13 protein-coding genes and 1 tRNA gene are annotated in these 17,068 nt (G+C 63.7%); 10 read left to right on the top strand and 4 right to left on the bottom strand.

Going from position 1 to position 17,068, the window contains the following annotated elements:
• Positions 1–86: 86 nt before the first annotated feature.
• From fdnG to AAZU54_RS17380, 7 genes are all read left to right on the top strand, one after another.
• On the top strand, positions 87–3,155 hold the full coding sequence (gene fdnG / locus AAZU54_RS17410) for a formate dehydrogenase-N subunit alpha (protein WP_434727449.1): 3,069 nt from the start codon (positions 87–89) through the stop codon (positions 3,153–3,155).
• Entirely contained in the window at positions 3,155–4,105 is a 951-nt protein-coding gene (gene fdxH, locus AAZU54_RS17405; protein WP_434727448.1) for a formate dehydrogenase subunit beta, read from the top strand. The genes fdnG and fdxH overlap by 1 nt, the downstream gene beginning before the upstream one ends.
• Complete coding sequence (locus tag AAZU54_RS17400; protein WP_186557322.1) at positions 4,102–4,764, top strand: formate dehydrogenase subunit gamma; 663 nt, start codon at positions 4,102–4,104, stop codon at positions 4,762–4,764. The genes fdxH and AAZU54_RS17400 overlap by 4 nt, the downstream gene beginning before the upstream one ends.
• Positions 4,765–4,768: 4 nt before the next feature.
• Complete coding sequence (gene fdhE / locus AAZU54_RS17395) at positions 4,769–5,689, top strand: formate dehydrogenase accessory protein FdhE (protein WP_312153535.1); 921 nt, start codon at positions 4,769–4,771, stop codon at positions 5,687–5,689.
• A gap of 194 nt (positions 5,690–5,883) precedes the next feature.
• Positions 5,884–7,311: an L-seryl-tRNA(Sec) selenium transferase gene (gene selA / locus AAZU54_RS17390; RefSeq protein WP_434727447.1), complete on the top strand. Its 1,428-nt coding sequence runs from the start codon at positions 5,884–5,886 to the stop codon at positions 7,309–7,311.
• On the top strand, positions 7,308–9,230 hold the full coding sequence (gene selB, locus AAZU54_RS17385; protein ID WP_434727446.1) for a selenocysteine-specific translation elongation factor: 1,923 nt from the start codon (positions 7,308–7,310) through the stop codon (positions 9,228–9,230). The genes selA and selB overlap by 4 nt, the downstream gene beginning before the upstream one ends.
• A gap of 6 nt (positions 9,231–9,236) precedes the next feature.
• A tRNA-Sec gene (locus AAZU54_RS17380) sits at positions 9,237–9,332 on the top strand.
• A 195-nt stretch (positions 9,333–9,527) separates the two neighbouring features.
• Here AAZU54_RS17380 and AAZU54_RS17375 read toward each other — a convergent pair.
• Together AAZU54_RS17375 and AAZU54_RS17370 are read right to left on the bottom strand one after the other, a co-directional pair.
• Positions 9,528–10,517, bottom strand: coding sequence for an asparaginase (locus tag AAZU54_RS17375; protein ID WP_434727445.1), 990 nt, complete (start codon positions 10,515–10,517; stop codon positions 9,528–9,530).
• Positions 10,518–10,588: 71 nt separating this feature from the next.
• Positions 10,589–12,031, bottom strand: coding sequence for an alanine/glycine:cation symporter family protein (locus AAZU54_RS17370; RefSeq protein WP_312153765.1), 1,443 nt, complete (start codon positions 12,029–12,031; stop codon positions 10,589–10,591).
• Positions 12,032–12,210: 179 nt separating this feature from the next.
• Here AAZU54_RS17370 and AAZU54_RS17365 point away from each other — a divergent pair, with 179 nt between their 5' ends.
• Positions 12,211–13,020 carry a helix-turn-helix domain-containing protein gene (locus AAZU54_RS17365; RefSeq protein ID WP_186557328.1) on the top strand — a complete coding sequence of 270 codons (810 nt, stop codon included), beginning with the start codon at positions 12,211–12,213 and terminating at the stop codon, positions 13,018–13,020.
• A 6-nt stretch (positions 13,021–13,026) separates the two neighbouring features.
• Here AAZU54_RS17365 and AAZU54_RS17360 read toward each other — a convergent pair whose 3' ends face one another.
• Positions 13,027–13,866: an alpha/beta hydrolase gene (locus tag AAZU54_RS17360; RefSeq protein ID WP_186557329.1), complete on the bottom strand. Its 840-nt coding sequence runs from the start codon at positions 13,864–13,866 to the stop codon at positions 13,027–13,029.
• Positions 13,867–13,884: 18 nt separating this feature from the next.
• Positions 13,885–14,931, bottom strand: a complete 1,047-nt coding sequence (locus AAZU54_RS17355; RefSeq protein WP_312153769.1) for a hypothetical protein — start codon at positions 14,929–14,931, stop codon at positions 13,885–13,887.
• Positions 14,932–15,229: 298 nt separating this feature from the next.
• On the opposite strand from AAZU54_RS17355, the gene AAZU54_RS17350 reads away from it, so the two are divergent.
• Complete coding sequence (locus AAZU54_RS17350; RefSeq protein ID WP_392466531.1) at positions 15,230–16,114, top strand: sugar nucleotide-binding protein; 885 nt, start codon at positions 15,230–15,232, stop codon at positions 16,112–16,114.
• On the top strand, positions 16,107–17,039 hold the full coding sequence (locus AAZU54_RS17345) for an NAD-dependent epimerase/dehydratase family protein (RefSeq protein WP_312152768.1): 933 nt from the start codon (positions 16,107–16,109) through the stop codon (positions 17,037–17,039). Before AAZU54_RS17350 ends, AAZU54_RS17345 begins: the two co-directional genes overlap by 8 nt.
• Positions 17,040–17,068: the final 29 nt, after the last annotated feature.

Here is a 17,068-nt window from a genome sequence, read left to right as displayed (position 1 = left end):
GATTGGCGGTCTCTGTTTGCCGCTACCGTGAAGTCTAGAGGCGCCGACTCCACAACAGGCGCCCGAACCCTGATCAGGAGTGCACGATGGATCTCAACCGTCGGCAGTTCTTCAAGGTCGCCGCCGTCGGCCTTGGAGGCTCGAGCCTCGCGGCGTTGGGCATGGCCCCAACACCGGCGTTCGCCGAGCAGGTGCGTCACTTCAAGCTGGCGCACACCAAAGAGACGCGCAATACCTGCCCCTACTGCTCGGTCGGCTGCGGCCTGATCCTGTACAGCCAGGGTGACGCAGGCAAGAACGTCAAACAGAACATCATCCACATCGAGGGCGACGCCGATCATCCGGTCAACCGCGGCACCCTGTGCCCGAAAGGCGCTGGGTTGCTGGACTTTATCCACAGCCCCAACCGCCTGAAGTATCCCGAGGTGCGCAAGCCGGGCAGTAATGAATGGACGCGGGTCAGCTGGGACGAAGCGCTCGATCGGGTGGCGGGGCTGATGAAGGCTGACCGTGACGCTAATTTCATCGAGAAGAACGCCCAGGGCCAGACCGTCAACCGCTGGCTCACCACGGGTTTTCTCGCCGCTTCCGCTGCCTCCAGCGAAGCCGGCTACCTGACCCACAAGGTCGTTCGCTCACTGGGCATGCTGGGGTTCGATAACCAAGCGCGTGTCTGACATGGCCCGACGGTGGCAAGTCTTGCCCCGACGTACGGCCGTGGCGCCATGACCAACCATTGGTCGGATATCGCCAACGCGAATCTGATCCTGGTAATGGGCGGCAACGCAGCAGAAGCCCACCCTTGTGGCTTCAAATGGGTGACCGAAGCCAAGGCGCACAACCAGGCCCGGCTGATCGTGGTCGACCCACGGTTTACCCGTACCGCCTCGGTAGCCGATTACTACGCGCCGATCCGCACCGGTAGCGATATCGCTTTCATGGGCGGGCTGATCAACTACCTGCTGAGTAACGACAAGATCCAGCACGAGTACGTGCGCAACTACACCGATGTGTCGTTCATCGTCAAAGCCAACTATGGCTTCGAGGATGGCCTGTTCAGCGGTTACGACCCCGAAAAACGGGTGTACGCCGACAAGTCCGGCTGGGGCTATGAGCTCGGCGCGGATGGCTTTGCCGTGGTCGATCCGACCCTGCAGCACCCACGTTGCGTGTACCAGCTGATGAAGCAGCACTACAGCCGCTATACCCCGGAGCTGGCCAGCATGACCTGCGGCATGCCGCAGGAGGCGATGATGAAGATCTGGGAAGAGATCGCCACCTGCTCGGTGCCGGGCAAGACCATGACCATCCTCTACGCGCTCGGCTGGACTCAGCATTCGATCGGCGCGCAGATCATCCGCAGTGCGGCCATGGTGCAGTTGCTGCTGGGCAACGTCGGCATGCCCGGTGGTGGGGTCAATGCCTTGCGCGGCCACTCCAATATCCAGGGCCTGACCGACCTGGGGCTGTTGTCCAACTCGCTGCCGGGCTACCTGACACTGGCCGGCGATGCCGAGCAGGACTACGCCGCCTTCATCGACAAACGAGCGATGAAACCGCTGCGTCCGGGGCAGTTGTCGTACTGGCAGAACTACGGCAAGTTCCACGTCAGCCTGATGAAAGCCTGGTATGGCGCCAACGCCACGCTGGAAAACAACTGGGGCTACGACTGGCTGCCCAAGCTCGACGTGGGCTCTTACGACGTGCTGCGCATGTTCGAGATGATGAGCCAGGGCAAGGTCAACGGCTACCTGTGCCAGGGCTTCAACCCGATCGCCGCGCTGCCGGACAAGAACCGCGTTACAGCCGCCTTGGCCAAGCTCAAGTGGCTGGTGATCATGGACCCGTTGGCCACCGAGACCTCGGAGTTCTGGCGCAACGCCGGGCCGTTCAACGATGTCGACACGGCCAACATCCAGACTGAGGTGATCCGCCTGCCGACCACCTGCTTTGCTGAGGAAGATGGCTCGCTGGTCAACAGTAGTCGCTGGCTGCAGTGGCACTGGAAGGGCGCCGATGGCCCTGGCGAGACGCGCACGGACGTGCAGATCATGAGCGAGCTGTTCCTGCGTCTGCGTCAGCGTTACCAGAGCGAGGGCGGCGCCTATCCTGATCCACTGCTGAACATCAGTTGGCCGTACAAGATCGCCGACGAGCCTTCGCCTGAGGAGCTGGCCAAGGAGATGAACGGCTGGGCAATCACCGATCAGACCGACGCGACCGGTACCCTGGTCAAGGCAGGCCAGCAGTTGGCCGGGTTTGGCCTGCTCAAGGATGATGGCAGCACCGCTTCTGGTTGCTGGATCTTCAGCGGTAGCTGGACCGAGCAGGGCAACCAGATGGCTCGGCGCGACAACAGTGATCCGTTCGGCATGCACCAGGCGCAAGGCTGGGCCTGGGCTTGGCCGGCCAACCGGCGGATTCTCTACAACCGCGCCTCCAGCGACCCGCAAGGCAAACCGTGGGATCCAGAGAAAAAACGCCTGGTGTGGTGGAACGGTAGTGCTTGGACTGGCACCGATGTGCCGGACTTCGCAGTCGCCTCGCCTCCAGAGGCCGGGATGAACCCGTTCATCATGAACCCTGAAGGGGTGGCGCGTTTCTTTGCCATCGACAAGATGGCCGAAGGGCCATTCCCCGAGCACTACGAACCGTTCGAGACGCCAATTGGCATCAATCCGCTGCACCCGCAAAACAAGAAGGCCACCAGCAACCCGGCCGGGCGCATCTTCGATTCGGTGTGGGACACCCTGGGTACTCATCAGGAGTTCCCGTATGCGGCGACCACCTACCGGCTGACCGAGCACTTCCACTTCTGGAGCAAGCACTGTCGGCTCAACGCCATTGCCCAGCCCGAGCAATTCGTCGAGATCGGCGAGGTGCTGGCCAATGAGAAGGGCATCAAGGCTGGCGATCGGGTGAGGGTGTCGAGCAAGCGTGGGCATATCGAGGCGGTGGCGGTGGTGACCAAGCGGATTCGTCCGCTCAAGGTCAACAACCAGACCGTGCACCAGATCGGCATCCCGTTGCACTGGGGCTTCACCGGCATCACCCGCCACGGCTACCTGACCAACACCCTGGTGCCGTTCCTCGGTGATGGCAACACCCAGACGCCGGAGTCCAAGTCGTTCCTCGTCAACGTGGAGAAAGTCTGATGGCCAGCCAAGACATCATCGCCCGCTCGGCCACCACCACCGCGCCGTCTTCGATTCGCCAGCTGGAAGAAGTCGCCAAGCTGATCGACACCACCAAGTGCATCGGCTGCAAGGCTTGCCAGGTGGCGTGTTCGGAGTGGAACGAACTGCGTGACGAGGTCGGCCACAACCACGGCACCTACGACAACCCACAAGACCTGAGCGCTGAAACCTGGACCCTGATGCGCTTCACCGAGCACGAGCGTGACGACGGCAACCTGGAGTGGCTGATCCGCAAGGATGGCTGCATGCACTGCGCCGATCCCGGCTGCCTGAAGGCCTGCCCCAGCCCGGGGGCGATCATCAAGCACGCCAACGGCATCGTCGACTTCAACCAGGAGCACTGCATCGGCTGCGGCTATTGCATCACCGGCTGCCCGTTCAACATCCCGCGCATTTCGCAGAAAGACCACAAGGCCTACAAGTGCACCTTGTGCTCGGACCGCGTCAGCGTGGGCCTCGAGCCGGCCTGTGTGAAGACCTGTCCGACTGGAGCGATCGTGTTTGGCAGCAAGGATGAGATGAAGGTGCATGCCGCCGAGCGCATCGTCGACCTCAAGTCACGTGGCTTCGACAATGCTGGGTTGTACGACCCCGATGGCGTCGGTGGCACCCATGTGATGTACGTGCTGCACCACGCCGACACGCCACGGTTGTATGCCGGCTTGCCGGACCAGCCAGTGATCAGCCCGCTGGTCGGGCTGTGGAAGGGCATCAGCAAGCCGCTGGCGCTGCTGGCCATGGGCGCGGCAGTGCTGGCGGGCTTCTTCCACTACGTGCGGGTCGGCCCGCAGCGGGTCGAGGAGGATGAACATCCTGCGCCTGTGGATAACAGCGTCCACCAGGTAGACCCGGCGGTACACGTGTATGACCCGACCAATCCCGGCGGACCAGGGGAGCAGCGGCCATGAACCAGCGTGAGCACAAACCAATCCTGCGCTACAACGCCAACGAACGGACCAACCACTGGATCGTCGCGATCCTGTTCTTCATGGCTGGGCTGTCGGGGCTGGCGCTGTTTCATCCGGCGCTGTTCTGGCTCAGTCATCTGTTCGGTGGCGGGCCGTGGACACGCATCCTGCACCCGTTCCTGGGCGTGGCGATGTTCGTGTTCTTCCTCGGCCTGGTGGTGCGCTTCTGGCGCGCTAACTTCATCACCGCCAATGACCGCCTGTGGCTGCGGCGTATCGACCGGGTGATGCTCAACAAAGAAGAAGGGGTGCCACCGATTGGCAAGTACAACGCCGGGCAGAAGCTGCTGTTCTGGACCTTGCTGCTGTGCATGCTGGTATTGCTGCTCAGTGGCGTGGTGATCTGGCGTGCGTACTTCAGCCATTTCTTCGACATTGGTGCGATTCGCCTGGCGAGCCTGGCCCATGCCTTTGCCGGTTTTGTGCTGATACTCAGCATCATCGTGCACATCTACGCCGGCATCTGGATCAAGGGCTCGGTCGGCGCCATGCTGCATGGCTGGGTCAGTCGCGCCTGGGCACGCAAGCATCATGAACTGTGGTATCGGGAGGTGACCGGCGACAAGCCGCCACCAGTGCCCGGCAGAAAAGAAGGGTGAGCGCTTGAGTACGATACTTGAACCTGGGCAGATCGAGGCGGCGGCGACCACCCCGCCGTTCATCCATCTGCCCTCTGCCGATGTCTTCAGCGTACGCGCGGCGCGCCTGGAGCAGTTGGCTGAAGGGCATGCATTGGGCGCTTACCTGCGCTTGATCGCTCGGCTGTGTCGGATTCAGCAACAGCTGCTGCTGGCTCCGCCAAGCGGCCTGCCGCTGGCCGAGGAGCGCCAGCGCCTGTGCATAAGCCATGGCCTGCCGCCGCTGGCGGCGGACAGCCTGGTGCGTGAAGGGCCTTGGCTAGTGTGGCTGCAGGCCTTGCTTGAGCGCTTCGACGAGCAGGGCAGTGGCCCGCTGGCAGATGCGTTGAAGGCGCTACGCTTGAGCGATCAGCCCAAGCTCAAAAGCTGGGGCGTTGCCTTGCTGGGTGGTCAGTACGACCTGGTGCCGGCAGCGCTGGTGCCGTTCATAGGCGCGGCGCTGCAGGCGGCATGGACGTATTGGTTGCTGAACCTGCCTAGCTATGAGCTCAAGCCCGCAGACAGCCTCGGCCAATGCCCGGCCTGTGGCTCGCCCGCGATGGCGGGTGTCGTGCGCAACCGCGGCCGGCATAACGGCCTGCGCTATCTGGCCTGCTCGCTGTGTGCTTGCGAGTGGCATGTGGTGCGGGTCAAGTGTGTGTACTGCGACTCAAGCAAGGATCTGCGCTACAGCAGCCTGGAAGATGACCGCCATGCCCCCGGCAAGGCGCCGCTGCGGGCGGAGTGCTGTCCGGGCTGCAATGTCTATTTGAAACAGTGCTACCTGGAAAATGACGCTGTTGCTGAGCCATTGGCCGATGATCTGGCCAGCCTGGCGCTGGACATGCGTCTGGATCAGGAAGGCTTCCAGCGGCTGGCGCCGAACCTGCTGCTGGCGCCGGGTTGAGGGTGAGTGTCTACACTGCAGGATCGGGTCGCCCCATTCGCGGGCAAGCCCGCTCCCACAGGGATCTGTGCTGACTTTGAATACATCAGGGTGCCCCAGGGCTTCTGCTGATTTTGAATACAGCACAGGGCCTGTAGGAGCGGGCTTGCCCCGCGATAGGGCCAGAACAGACACCGCTCAAGCAAGGTCCCCGCATGCCTGCCAGTTTCGCCGCAAACACCCTGCGCTTACCCTCCGTTGATACGCTGTTGCGCCATCCAGCCTGTCACCCGCTGCTCGACCGCCACGGCCGCGACGCCACCCTGGCCACCTTGCGCCAACTGCTCGACGACCTGCGCGAGCCCGCCCAGCTAAGCCAACTCAGCCCCGCCGAGCTGTCCGCTGAAGTGCTCCTCGGCCGCGCAGGCGAGCGTATGACTATCCAGCAACAAAGCCGGGTTCGCCGCGTGTTCAACCTCACCGGCACGGTCCTGCACACCAACCTCGGCCGCGCGCTGCTACCCGAGGAGGCCATCGAGGCCATGCAAACCGCCGCCCGCTACCCGCTCAACCTGGAATTCGACCTGGCCAGCGGCAAGCGCGGCGACCGCGACGACCTGATCGAAGGCTTGATCCGCGAGCTCACCGGCGCCGAGGCGGTCACTGTGGTCAACAACAATGCCGCCGCCGTGCTGCTGGCGCTCAACAGCCTCGGCGCGCGCAAAGAGGGGATCATTTCCCGTGGCGAGTTGATCGAGATCGGCGGTGCCTTCCGCATCCCCGATATCATGGCCCGCGCCAACGTGCGCCTGCACGAAGTCGGTACCACCAACCGCACCCACGCCCGCGACTACGAGGCGGCGATCAACCCACGCACCGGCCTGTTGATGCGCGTGCATTGCAGCAACTACAGCATCCAGGGCTTCACCACTCAGGTGCCCACCGCACAGCTGGCGCAGATCGCCCAGCAACACGGCCTGCCGCTGCTCGAAGACCTTGGCAGCGGCAGCCTGCTCGACCTGACCCGCTGGGGCCTGCCCGCCGAGCCGACCGTGCGCCAGGCGCTGGCCGATGGCGCCGATATCGTCACCTTCAGTGGCGACAAGCTGCTCGGCGGCCCGCAGGCCGGCATCATCGTCGGCCGCCAGGCGCTGATCGCCAAGATCAAGAAGAACCCGCTCAAGCGCGCCCTGCGTGTCGACAAGATCACCCTGGCAGCACTGGAAGCGGTGCTGGCGCTGTACCGCAACCCTGATCGCCTGGCCGAACGCCTGCCCAGCCTGCGCCTACTGACCCGTCCGCAGGCTGAAATCCATGCCCAAGCCGAGCGCCTGGCACCGGCACTGGCAGCTCAGTTAGGCGCGCAATGGACGGTAACTGTGCAAGCGTCGTTGGGCATGATCGGCAGTGGTAGCCAGCCTGTGGCGCGGCTGCCCAGTGCGGCGTTATGCCTGCGCCCACAAACCTCGAAGAAGCTCCGCGGACGCAGCCTGCATGCTCTTGAACGAGCCTTGCGGAGCTTGCCGGTGCCGGTGCTTGGACGCATCGACGACGACGCGCTGTGGCTCGACCTGCGCCAGTTGGACGACGAACAGCAATGGTTGGCGCAACTGCCTGCATTGCAAGGAGGGCCGCTGCAGTGATCGTCGGCACCGCCGGGCATATCGACCACGGCAAGACCGCGCTGCTTCAAGCCCTGACCGGCCAGGCGGGCGATCAGCGCCAGGAAGAGCGCGCCCGGGGCATGACCATCGACCTGGGCTACCGCTATGCGGCGTTGGCCGACGGTGCGCCACTGACCGGCTTCATCGATGTGCCGGGACATGAGCGATTTATCCACAACATGCTTGCCGGCGCCCAGGGCATCGACCTGGTGTTGCTGGTGGTCGCTGCCGACGATGGGGTCATGCCACAGACCCGCGAGCACCTGGCGATCATCGAACTGCTCGGCATTCCCCTGGCGCTGGTGGCAATTACCAAGTGCGACCGAGTCGAGCCACAGCGGGTGCATGAGGTACAGGCACAGGTGGCAGCGCTGCTGGCGCCGGGGCCTTATGCCCAAGCGCAGCAATTTGTCGTCTCCAGCATCAGCGGCGCAGGCATTGCTGAATTGCGCCAGGCCCTGCAAGCGGCGCAGGCAAGGGTCAGCCAACGCAGTATCCAGGGCGGTTTTCGCCTGGCGGTGGACCGGGCGTTCTCCATTGCCGGGGCCGGGATCGTGGTGACCGGCACGGCGCTGGCCGGGCGGGTCAGCGCGGGCGATACCCTGTTGCTCGGCAAGTCGGCCAAAGCGGTGCGGGTGCGTGGCCTGCATGCGCAGAATCAGCCCGCGTTGGTTGCCGAGGCTGGCCAGCGGGTGGCGTTGAACATCGCCGGCGAGCGTCTGGCCCTGGAGCAGATCCATCGCGGTGACTGGCTGGTGGCCGACTGGCTGCGTGCACCGAGCGTACGGGTGGATATAGAGCTTTTCCTGCTGCCGGGTGAGACGCGGCCGTTCGAGCATTTCAGCCCGGTGCATGTGCACCTCGGCACCCAGGACGTCACTGCGCGGGTGGCCTTGCTGGAGGGCGAGCAGCTACGGCCTGGGCAGCGCATGTTCGCCCAGTTACAGCTCAATGCGCCGTTGCAGGCGGTGCAGGGTGATCGTCTGGTGCTGCGCGACCAGCGTGCGCAGCGGACTTTGGGCGGGGGGCGGGTGCTCGATCCTTTCGCGCCGAGCCGGCAGCGGCGCAGTGAGCTGCGCCTGCGTCAGCTGGCGGTGTTGCGCGACGCCGAGAACTTGGAGCAAGCCTTGCCGGCACTGCTCGATGCAGCGCCCGCAGGCCTCGATCCGCAGCGGCTGGAACGCCAGTTCAATCGTCGACGTGACAGCTGGTGCTTGCCTGAGGCGGTGCAGGTGATCGCTACCCGGCAAGGGCCACTGCTGTTCGCCAAGGCCCAGTGGCAAGCATTGAAACAGCACGTGCGGGAGCAGTTGGCGCGGTTTCATGAGCAAGAGCCCGATCAACTGGGCCCCGACCGGGATCGCCTGCGCCGTTTCGTCGCCTTGCCGTTGGAGCGAGCGGCCTTCGTCAGTCTGCTCGAAGAGTTGTTGAGCGAGGGTGCCATCGCCAGCAGTGGGCCGTGGCTGCACTTGCCGGATCACCAAGTGCAACTGAGCGCGGCGGATGCGGCGTTGTGGGCGAAACTAGAGCCGCTGATGCTCAACGGTGAGTTCGATCCGCCCTGGGTCAGGACGCTCGCGCAAGCCGAGCAGCGCGAAGAGGCCGAGGTGCGCTTGCTATTGCGCAAGCTGGCGAGGTTGGGCCTGGTACATCAGGTGGTGCGCGATCTGTTCTATCCTCAGGCGACGCTGCGGCGCATGGCCGACCTGCTGTTGCAGCATTCGGCGGGGAATCCTATTGTGCAGGTGGCAGCGTTTCGCGACAGGTTGGGTATTGGTCGCAAGCGCAGTGTGCAGATACTGGAATATTTCGATCGGATTGGCCTGACCCGCCGGGTTGGCGATCAGCGTCAGATTCGTCTCGATAGCGGCTTGGCCCAGCAGCAGAACGGGCACTGAGTTCAAGGAAGGCAATCGCGCCCGGTGGCGCGGCCGGGCTTCAAACCCGGTTGGGGACGGCAGCCGTTCCCGGGCAGGTTCGACTCCCGCTGCCTTCCGCCATTTCAATTTTCCGCAGAGATTGGTGCGGGCTTGCCCGGGCCCACAGTGGCGTTGGCAAAGGCGCTATCGCGGGGCAAGCCCGCTCCCACGATAGGTTAGTACCACTTCAGGGGCTTAAGCCCGCTCCCACGATGGTTCATACCACTTCAGGTGCTCAAGCCCGCCGCCGCGATAGGTGCACGCTACTTCAGGTGCTCAAGCCCGCTCGCCGCACAGGTCCAGGGCAAACCAGTGCTCCGCCGCCTGCACATCCAAGCCGGCCCCGAGCAGCCCGAACAACTTGCCCAGCGCCGCCTCGCGGGTCATGCCGCCACCGCTGACCAAGCCGGTATCACGCAGCCGGCTTCCGGCTGCATAGGTATCGAACACCACCGAGCCAATCGGACACTGGCTGATTGCAACGATCATCACCCCGCCCTGACGTGCATCATGCAGCGCATCGAGCAACGCCTGATCATCCGAAGGCCCGGTGCCGCTGCCATAGCACTCCAGCACCAGCCCCTGCACGCCGCTGTCGAGCAGCCCCCGCAGATGCTCGGCCTGCAACCCCGGAAACACCGGCAGCACGGCCAGCTTCACCGGCTGGCGCGGCTGGCGATAATCCAGCACCGCCGGAGTCGCCTCGGCACGCTCGCCATCACGATGACGGGGCAGGGCGGCAAACGCATCGAACGCTTCGCTGCGCAGCTTGGAGGCGCGGCAGCCATGGAGCAACTGACCGTGGAAGTACAGCTGCACGCCATCTTCCAGGCCGCTTTCAAACAGCCGCAGCGCGCCGATCAGGTTGTCCCAGGCATCGCTGTCGGGAGCGCCAGCAGGCAGCATCGAGCCGGTCAGTAGCACCGGCGTGGGCAGGCCAAGCAACAAAAACGACAGCGCCGCAGCGCTATAGGCCAGGGTGTCGGTGCCATGCAGCACCAGCACGCCGTCATGGCCATTGCGCTCCACCGCTTCGACGATGGCGTCGCGCATCGCCAGCCAGTTGGCTTGCTGCATGTTGGCGCTGTCGAGCAGCGGGTTCATTTCACGCAGGGTCCACTGCAACTGCGGCGCATCGCTGCGCTGGGCCAGGTGCTCACGCATCCGCGCCTCGAAACCACCAGCCGGGGCCAGGCCCTCGGCGGTCTCGAGCATGCCGATGGTGCCACCGGTGTAGAGGACCAGAAGATTCTTGACTGCACGCATGGGAGCATTCCGTAGCGGTGAGCTGGGCAGGGGCAGCCGCCCGCGAACGGGGCGGCTGGCAGGGGAGGATATCAGTGCTGAGTCTGCGCTTGGCCGACTGCGTTGTCAGCGGTTGTTTCAGCCTGGGCGGGTACAGGCCAGGCGGCGCGATCCAGGTCCAGATCGGGGAACTTGCTGGAGTCGAACACCGGCTGCTTGATCCCGGCCTTGCGCTGGGCGTCGTAGTCGCGCATCACTCGCAGGCCGATCTTGAACAGCAGGGCCAGGGCGATCAGGTTGACGAAGGCCAGGCAGGTCATGGTGATATCGGCGAAGGCGAATACGGTCGACAAGTCCTGCATCGAACCCCACACCACCAACGCCAGAACCAGGCCGCGGAAGCCCAGCAGCACGACGCGGTTGCGGCTGAGGAACTGCAAGCTGTTCTCACCCAGGTAGTAGTTGTAGAGGATGCAGGTGAAGACGAACAGCGACAGCGCGACGCTGACGAACAGGCGGCCCCAGTCACCGACCACGGCGGCCAGCGAGTTCTGGGTCAGGACGATGCCGTCACCTTCGAAGCCTGGGGTGTAGAAGCCCGACAGCAGGATCAGCAGTGCGGTGCAGGTGCAGATCACGAAGGTGTCGAGGAACACGCTGAAGGCCTGGACCACGCCTTGCGCGCCTGGGTGCTTCACGGCAGCGACGGCCGCCACGTTAGGTGCGCTGCCCAAGCCCGCTTCGTTGGCGAATACGCCACGCTTCACGCCCATGACGATTGCGCTGCCGAGCAGGCCGGCAAACGCAGGATCAAGGCCGAAGGCGCTCTTGAAGATGGTTTCCAGCATGGCCGGCACGTGTTCGATCTGGGTGCCGATCACGTACAGGGTTACGCCGATGTAGGCCAGGGTCTTGATCGGTACCAGCAAGTCCGACACCGCGGCGATGCGCTTGATGCCGCCGATGAAGGTCAGGGCCAGCAGCACGGCGAGGACGATACCGGTGTGTTTCGGATCGAAGGCAAAGGCGTTCTGCAGCGAATGGGTCACGGTGTACGACTGCAGGCCGATGAAGGCGAAGCCGTAGGTGACCAGCAGCAGGATCGAGAACACGATGGCCATGTTCTTGCGCTTCAGGCCATGCAGGATGTAGTACGCCGGGCCGCCGCGATACAGGCCATCGCCATCGGCGCGCTTGTAGACCTGGGCCAGGGTGCACTCGAAGAAGCTGCTGGACATGCCCACCAGCGCGGTCACCCACATCCAGAACACCGCGCCGGGTCCGCCGAGGGTCACCGCGATGCCGACACCGGCGATGTTACCGGCGCCAACGCGACCGGCGAGGCTCAGCATCAGCGCCTGGAACGAGCTCAGTTGCCCAGCCTGGCCGCGCAGGGATTCCTTGAACACACCGAACATGTGGCCGAAGTGGCGGAATTGGACGAACCGCGAACGGATGGTGAAGTAGCTACCGAGCCCGACGATCAGGACGATGAGCAGTTTCCCGGACAGGAAATCGTTAAGTGCTTCGAGCATTGGCAAATGACCTCGATTCTTATTCTTCGCGTGGAAAGACACGGGCGGCAACGACGCACCGCTTTTCGTTGGGGCGCATGGTTGGCCATGACAAGAGTGGTTACAATTTCGCGGGTTGCTCTGACTTGATGCGACTTGATGCTAGACTTGCATCACTCGCATCAGCTGGAACTCGATTCATGAGCGATCATTTCGCTAACAACCTCAAATTGGCCTGCAGCCACTACCGCTCTATTTCGGAGGTTTGCCGGCAGCTGTCGATCAACCGCGCGCAGTTCAACAAGTACCTGAGTGGGCAGAGCCGTCCGACGGCTTACAACCTCAAGCGCATTGGCGATTTCTTCGGGGTTGAGGATTACGAGCTGAATTTGCCCCCCGAGCAGTTCGCCCGGCTGATCGGCGCGCGCATTCCGTCGGAGCACAGCGGCCAGCACGACCCGATCAGCGAGCTGTTCAAACCGCTGCATGAGCATGCCGGCAACCTGTCGCGGTACTGCGGCTATTACTTCGAATACTCCAACTGCATGTCGGTGCCGGGCTCGATCCTGGTTTCGCTGGTGCACCTGCGTGAAGAGCGCGGCAGCTTCTTGTTCGAGCGCCAGGAGCGCCAAGAGCGCAGCAGTGCCACTGACGTGCACGCCGAAGTACGCTGCCGCTACCTGGGGGCGGCGTTTCAACTACAGGACCGGGTATTTCTCATCGACTACGAGTCGCTGACCCTCAACGAGATGAGCCAGACCATCCTCATCCCCAGCTTCAAGAGCCGCATCACCCGCCTCAATGGGCTCAAGACCGGGGTTTCCAGTGGCGACCGACGTAACCCCGCCTGTACCCGGGTGGTGTGGGAGTTCCTCGGCGAGGAGATCAACCGCATCAACGCCTATCGCCAGGTCAAACTGTATCGCCCGGATGACCCACGGATCGATGACGACGTACGCGAGCGGCTTAGCGTCGGGCCGTTGAGCAATGGCTTATTCGAGATCGAGTGAGCGTGCTCAATCGCGGATGAACGCCGCCACCACTTCGGCGACTTGATCGGCCACCTGCGGCGCATCGCGCAGATGCGCGGCGATGCCATGGTCGCAGTCGGTCAGTAGTAGACACTCCACGTGTGGCGCCGGCACCGAGCGCACCAGCGCGTGGGTGACTTCTTCCGGGATCGGGCTGTAGCGCTGCACCCCAGACAACCAGCGGGTGCCTGCCGACGTGCCTGGGCCTTGGCCGAAGGCCTTGGAGTTGAGCCCATCGTACTCACCGATCACCAGCAGTACCCGGCCCTGGAACTGGCGCAGGAACCCATAGCTGTCGCAATCGAGGAAGGCGTAGGGCTGGCGGATCGCGGCGCTGAACGCCGGGCCGAAGGGCGCCTGGTGTGCGGCGTCCGGATACACCGCAGGACAGATCAGCACCAGTTTGCGCACCGCGGGTAGCTGCGCCGCCATCTTCAGGGCAATCGCCCCGCCCAGGCTGTGGCCAATCAAGGTGTCGCACTGCTCGGCGATATGCCGATGAAAGCGCAACGCCTCGGCCAGGTTGATGGCCAGCGAAGGTGCCAGGGCGCCTGGTTCGCTGGCCCGGCTATGGCCGGACAGATTGCCGGTCAGCGAGCCGATACCCTGCTGCTGCAAGCGGTACAGCAGCGGGTTGAGCCGGGTGAAGTCCGAGCGGGCACCCCCGACCACAAAAACTGACGGTGCCTGTTCGGCATCCGCGAGCAGCATTCGCGCCTGCTGGCGGTAGCTGTCGAATGCCTCTTCGATGAACCGTTCCGCACCGGGGGCAGGCTCGTCGTATTGCCAGCAAGCGCGTTGTTCAGCGGTGGCTGTGAGATCCATCCCTCTCTCCTACAGGTTTCAGCCGCGTACCAGCAGCGGATCTTCGTTGATTACCAGCGGTTTGGCGAACGCAGAATAGCCGAACAGCCGTACTAACAGACGGCGGCCGTCTTGTAGCGTGTTGCGCCCGTGCAGTGCGCGGCTGTTATTGACCAACAGGGCAGTATCGGCATGCAGCACGAAGGGAATTGGCAAGGCTTCGCTGACCAGCGTTTGAAGCGCCTCGAAAGCCTGCGCCGCCGCCTTGCTGGCGTACTTACTGAGGCTAAAGCGGCTAGCGTTGTAGCGCATGGCGAAGCCACCATCTGGGTCGAACTGCAGCAAGGAGGTGGCAGCCCTGGCTTCAACGTCCTGCTGCGTCTGCCCGTGGTGGCGGGTTTTTAGCTCGAAAGATGCCGATGTCAGCGCCAGGCTGTGCACGCTGCTTAGCTGTTCGATGATGCCGCGTAGCGGAATGATGTGGGTGGGTTCATCGGCGGGGTTCCAGCGCGCGGTAATAATCAGCGCGGAGGGCGCCGGGGAACTTCCCTGGCAGGCGACTACCGAACACTGATAGGGCGCGTCGGTATGCGGGTCGAGGGATACGCCTGTGTGGGCAGCCGCGCGGGGTGCTGGGCCGGTGCCCTGATGGCGCGAAGGGACGTTGGCCTGGCCAGTGAAGTTGCCGATCAGCCTGACCTGCTTGCCGTCATTGTCGCTGTCGAAGGCAAACGCTCGATAGCGCACCATCTCCAGCAACAGTTGGTTGCGCGAAGCCAGGTATAGGCAGCGGGTGCTGCGTTCCAGGGTGGATAACTCAGGGAGCCTGGACGGCAGCGGATCGCTAAAAGGGCAGGGCATCTGCGAGTACATCAACGCTGCCAACCTGCCTTGGGCAAAGCGCTTGAGTACGTTGCGCTGGCTGGGATGAAGCTGGCGTTCCAGGCGCTGTGCCCATGTGCGGGCGAGCTGGGCCACGCCAGGGGTTTGCGGTCCGCCCAGATTAGCGAGGGCTTGGCAGGCTGCGACCAAGGCCTGGGCTTGCTTGGGCTCAAAGCTTAGGTAGGCGAATTCCGAGTCCTGCATGTTGAAACATTCCTTGTTACTACTGTTGTTCGGTAATCCCACCTGTCGAGCATCAGGCAGGCTGCCTAAATACCGTCAAGGGAGAGAACTAACTATTGGGCGCTGGAAATGCTTGGCGCGGTAGTCAGCTCATTCCGCTGGGGCTATAGGGCGTTTCCTACGGTGCAAAGTGGCAAGTCCAGGGGCTTGAGTCGGCAGGGGCGATTGCGCAGTTACCGCGCTCAAGTTGGACTTCCCCTGCTGGAAACCGCAAAATGCTTTCTTTCCTTTTATCGACCTGAGCGGACCTTTAGACCCTATGCGTATGCGCCTGATGCTGTTGGGTGGTGGCAATGCCCTCGGGCAAGCGCTGATTCGTCTCGGGGCCGAGGAGGACATCGGATTCCTGGCGCCGCGCCCGCCGGAAAAAGGCTGGGATCCGGCCAGCCTGACCCTGCTGCTGGATGAGCATCGCCCCGATGTGGTGATCAACCTCGCCTATTACTTCGACTGGTTCCAGGCCGAGTCGGTCAGCGAACAGCGGCTTACCCAGCAAGAACGCGCGGTGGAGCGCCTGGCCGAGCTGTGCCAGCACCACGAGATGATCCTCGTCCAGCCTTCCAGCTATCGTGTGTTCGATGGCTCGCGGGCCACCGCCTACAGCGAAAAAGACGAGCCGGTGCCGCTGGGCACCCGTGGCCAGGCGCTGTGGCGCATCGAGCAGAGCGTGCGGGCGACCTGCCCGCAGCATGTGCTGCTGCGCTTCGGTTGGGTGCTGGACGAGAGCATCGACGGGGCCCTGGGCCGCTTCCTGACCCGCGCCGAGCAACCGCAGGAGTTGCTCCTGGCGGACGATCGCCGTGGCAATCCTACCCCGGTGGACGATGCTGCGCGGGTCATCCTCTCGGTGATCAAGCAGCTCGACTGCGATGCGCCGCTGTGGGGCACCTATCACTACGCTGGCAACGAAGCGACCACGCCGCTGGCGCTGGGGCAGGCTATCCTCAGTGAGGCGCAGCAGTGGCACAAGCTGGCCGTGCAAGCGCCGACCGCGCAGGCCCACGCGGCCCGCCCGGATGCCAGCGAAGAGCCGCAGAATGCGGTGCTGGCCTGCAAGAAAATCCTCCATACCTTTGGTATCAAGCCACGCGCCTGGCGCGCCGGCTTGCCGCCCCTACTGGACCGTTTCTACCGACATGGCTGATGCTCCCATCCTGATCACCGGCGGTGCCGGCTTCATCGGCTCGCACTTGTGCGATGCGTTGCTGGATAAAGGCTACGCCGTGCGCATTGTCGACGATCTCTCCACTGGCAAGCGCGCCAACCTACGCCTGGATCATCCCAAGCTTGAACTGATCGAAGGTGATGTGGCCGACGCTGCACTGGTTGCCCGCGCGGCCAGCGGTTGCCGTGCAGTGGTGCACCTGGCCGCCGTGGCTTCGGTGCAGGCCTCGGTCGACGACCCGGTGAAAACCCACCAGAGCAACTTCATCGGCACGCTGAACGTCTGCGAAGCGATGCGTCTGAATGGCGTGCGCCGGGTGCTGTTCGCCTCCAGCGCGGCGGTGTATGGCAACAATGGCGAAGGGCAGTCGATTGTCGAGGATACGCCCAAGGCACCGTTGACGCCCTACGCTGTGGATAAGTTGGCCAGCGAGCAATACCTGGACTTCTACCGTCGCCAGCATGGCCTGGAGCCGGTGGTGTTTCGCTTCTTCAATATCTTCGGGCCACGCCAGGATCCATCCTCGCCTTACTCGGGGGTGATCAGCATCTTCAGTGAGCGTGCCACGCAGGGTAAGCCGATTACCGTGTTCGGCGATGGCGAGCAGACTCGCGATTTCCTCTATGTCGGCGATCTGGTCCAGGTGATGGTCCAGGCGCTGGAGCAGGAGCAGGTCGAGGAGGGCGCGGTGAACATCGGGCTGAACCAGGCGACGTCGCTGAACCAGTTGTTGGCGGCGTTGAAGCAGGTGGTGGGCAGCTTGCCTGAGGTCAGTTACGGCGCGGCGCGTTCGGGTGATATCCGTCATTCGCGGGCGGATAACCAGCGGTTGTTGGCGCGATTTGCGTTTCCTGAGCCGACGCCGATCGTTGTCGGGTTGGCGCAGTTATTGGGTAAAGGCTGAGATTTCAGGGCCGCAGAGCGGCCCCAAAC

This window comes from Pseudomonas sp. Je.1.5.c (genome assembly GCF_051129895.1).
GTDB classification, from domain to species: domain Bacteria; phylum Pseudomonadota; class Gammaproteobacteria; order Pseudomonadales; family Pseudomonadaceae; genus Aquipseudomonas; species Aquipseudomonas urmiensis.
This window is presented reverse-complemented; position numbering and strand designations above follow the sequence as displayed.

Bases quoted from the DNA above. Each gene is read 5' to 3' on its own strand.
- AAZU54_RS17355 (WP_312153769.1), bottom strand. From the start codon at position 14,931: ATGCAGGACTCGGAATTCGCCTACCTAAGCTTTGAGCCCAAGCAAGCC.
- selA (WP_434727447.1), top strand. From the start codon at position 5,884: ATGCCTGCCAGTTTCGCCGCAAACACCCTGCGCTTACCCTCCGTTGAT.
- AAZU54_RS17400 (WP_186557322.1), top strand. From the start codon at position 4,102: ATGAACCAGCGTGAGCACAAACCAATCCTGCGCTACAACGCCAACGAA.
- fdxH (WP_434727448.1), top strand. From the start codon at position 3,155: ATGGCCAGCCAAGACATCATCGCCCGCTCGGCCACCACCACCGCGCCG.
- AAZU54_RS17360 (WP_186557329.1), bottom strand. From the start codon at position 13,866: ATGGATCTCACAGCCACCGCTGAACAACGCGCTTGCTGGCAATACGAC.
- AAZU54_RS17370 (WP_312153765.1), bottom strand. From the start codon at position 12,031: ATGCTCGAAGCACTTAACGATTTCCTGTCCGGGAAACTGCTCATCGTC.
- AAZU54_RS17350 (WP_392466531.1), top strand. From the start codon at position 15,230: ATGCGTATGCGCCTGATGCTGTTGGGTGGTGGCAATGCCCTCGGGCAA.
- AAZU54_RS17375 (WP_434727445.1), bottom strand. From the start codon at position 10,517: ATGCGTGCAGTCAAGAATCTTCTGGTCCTCTACACCGGTGGCACCATC.
- AAZU54_RS17365 (WP_186557328.1), top strand. From the start codon at position 12,211: ATGAGCGATCATTTCGCTAACAACCTCAAATTGGCCTGCAGCCACTAC.
- AAZU54_RS17345 (WP_312152768.1), top strand. From the start codon at position 16,107: ATGGCTGATGCTCCCATCCTGATCACCGGCGGTGCCGGCTTCATCGGC.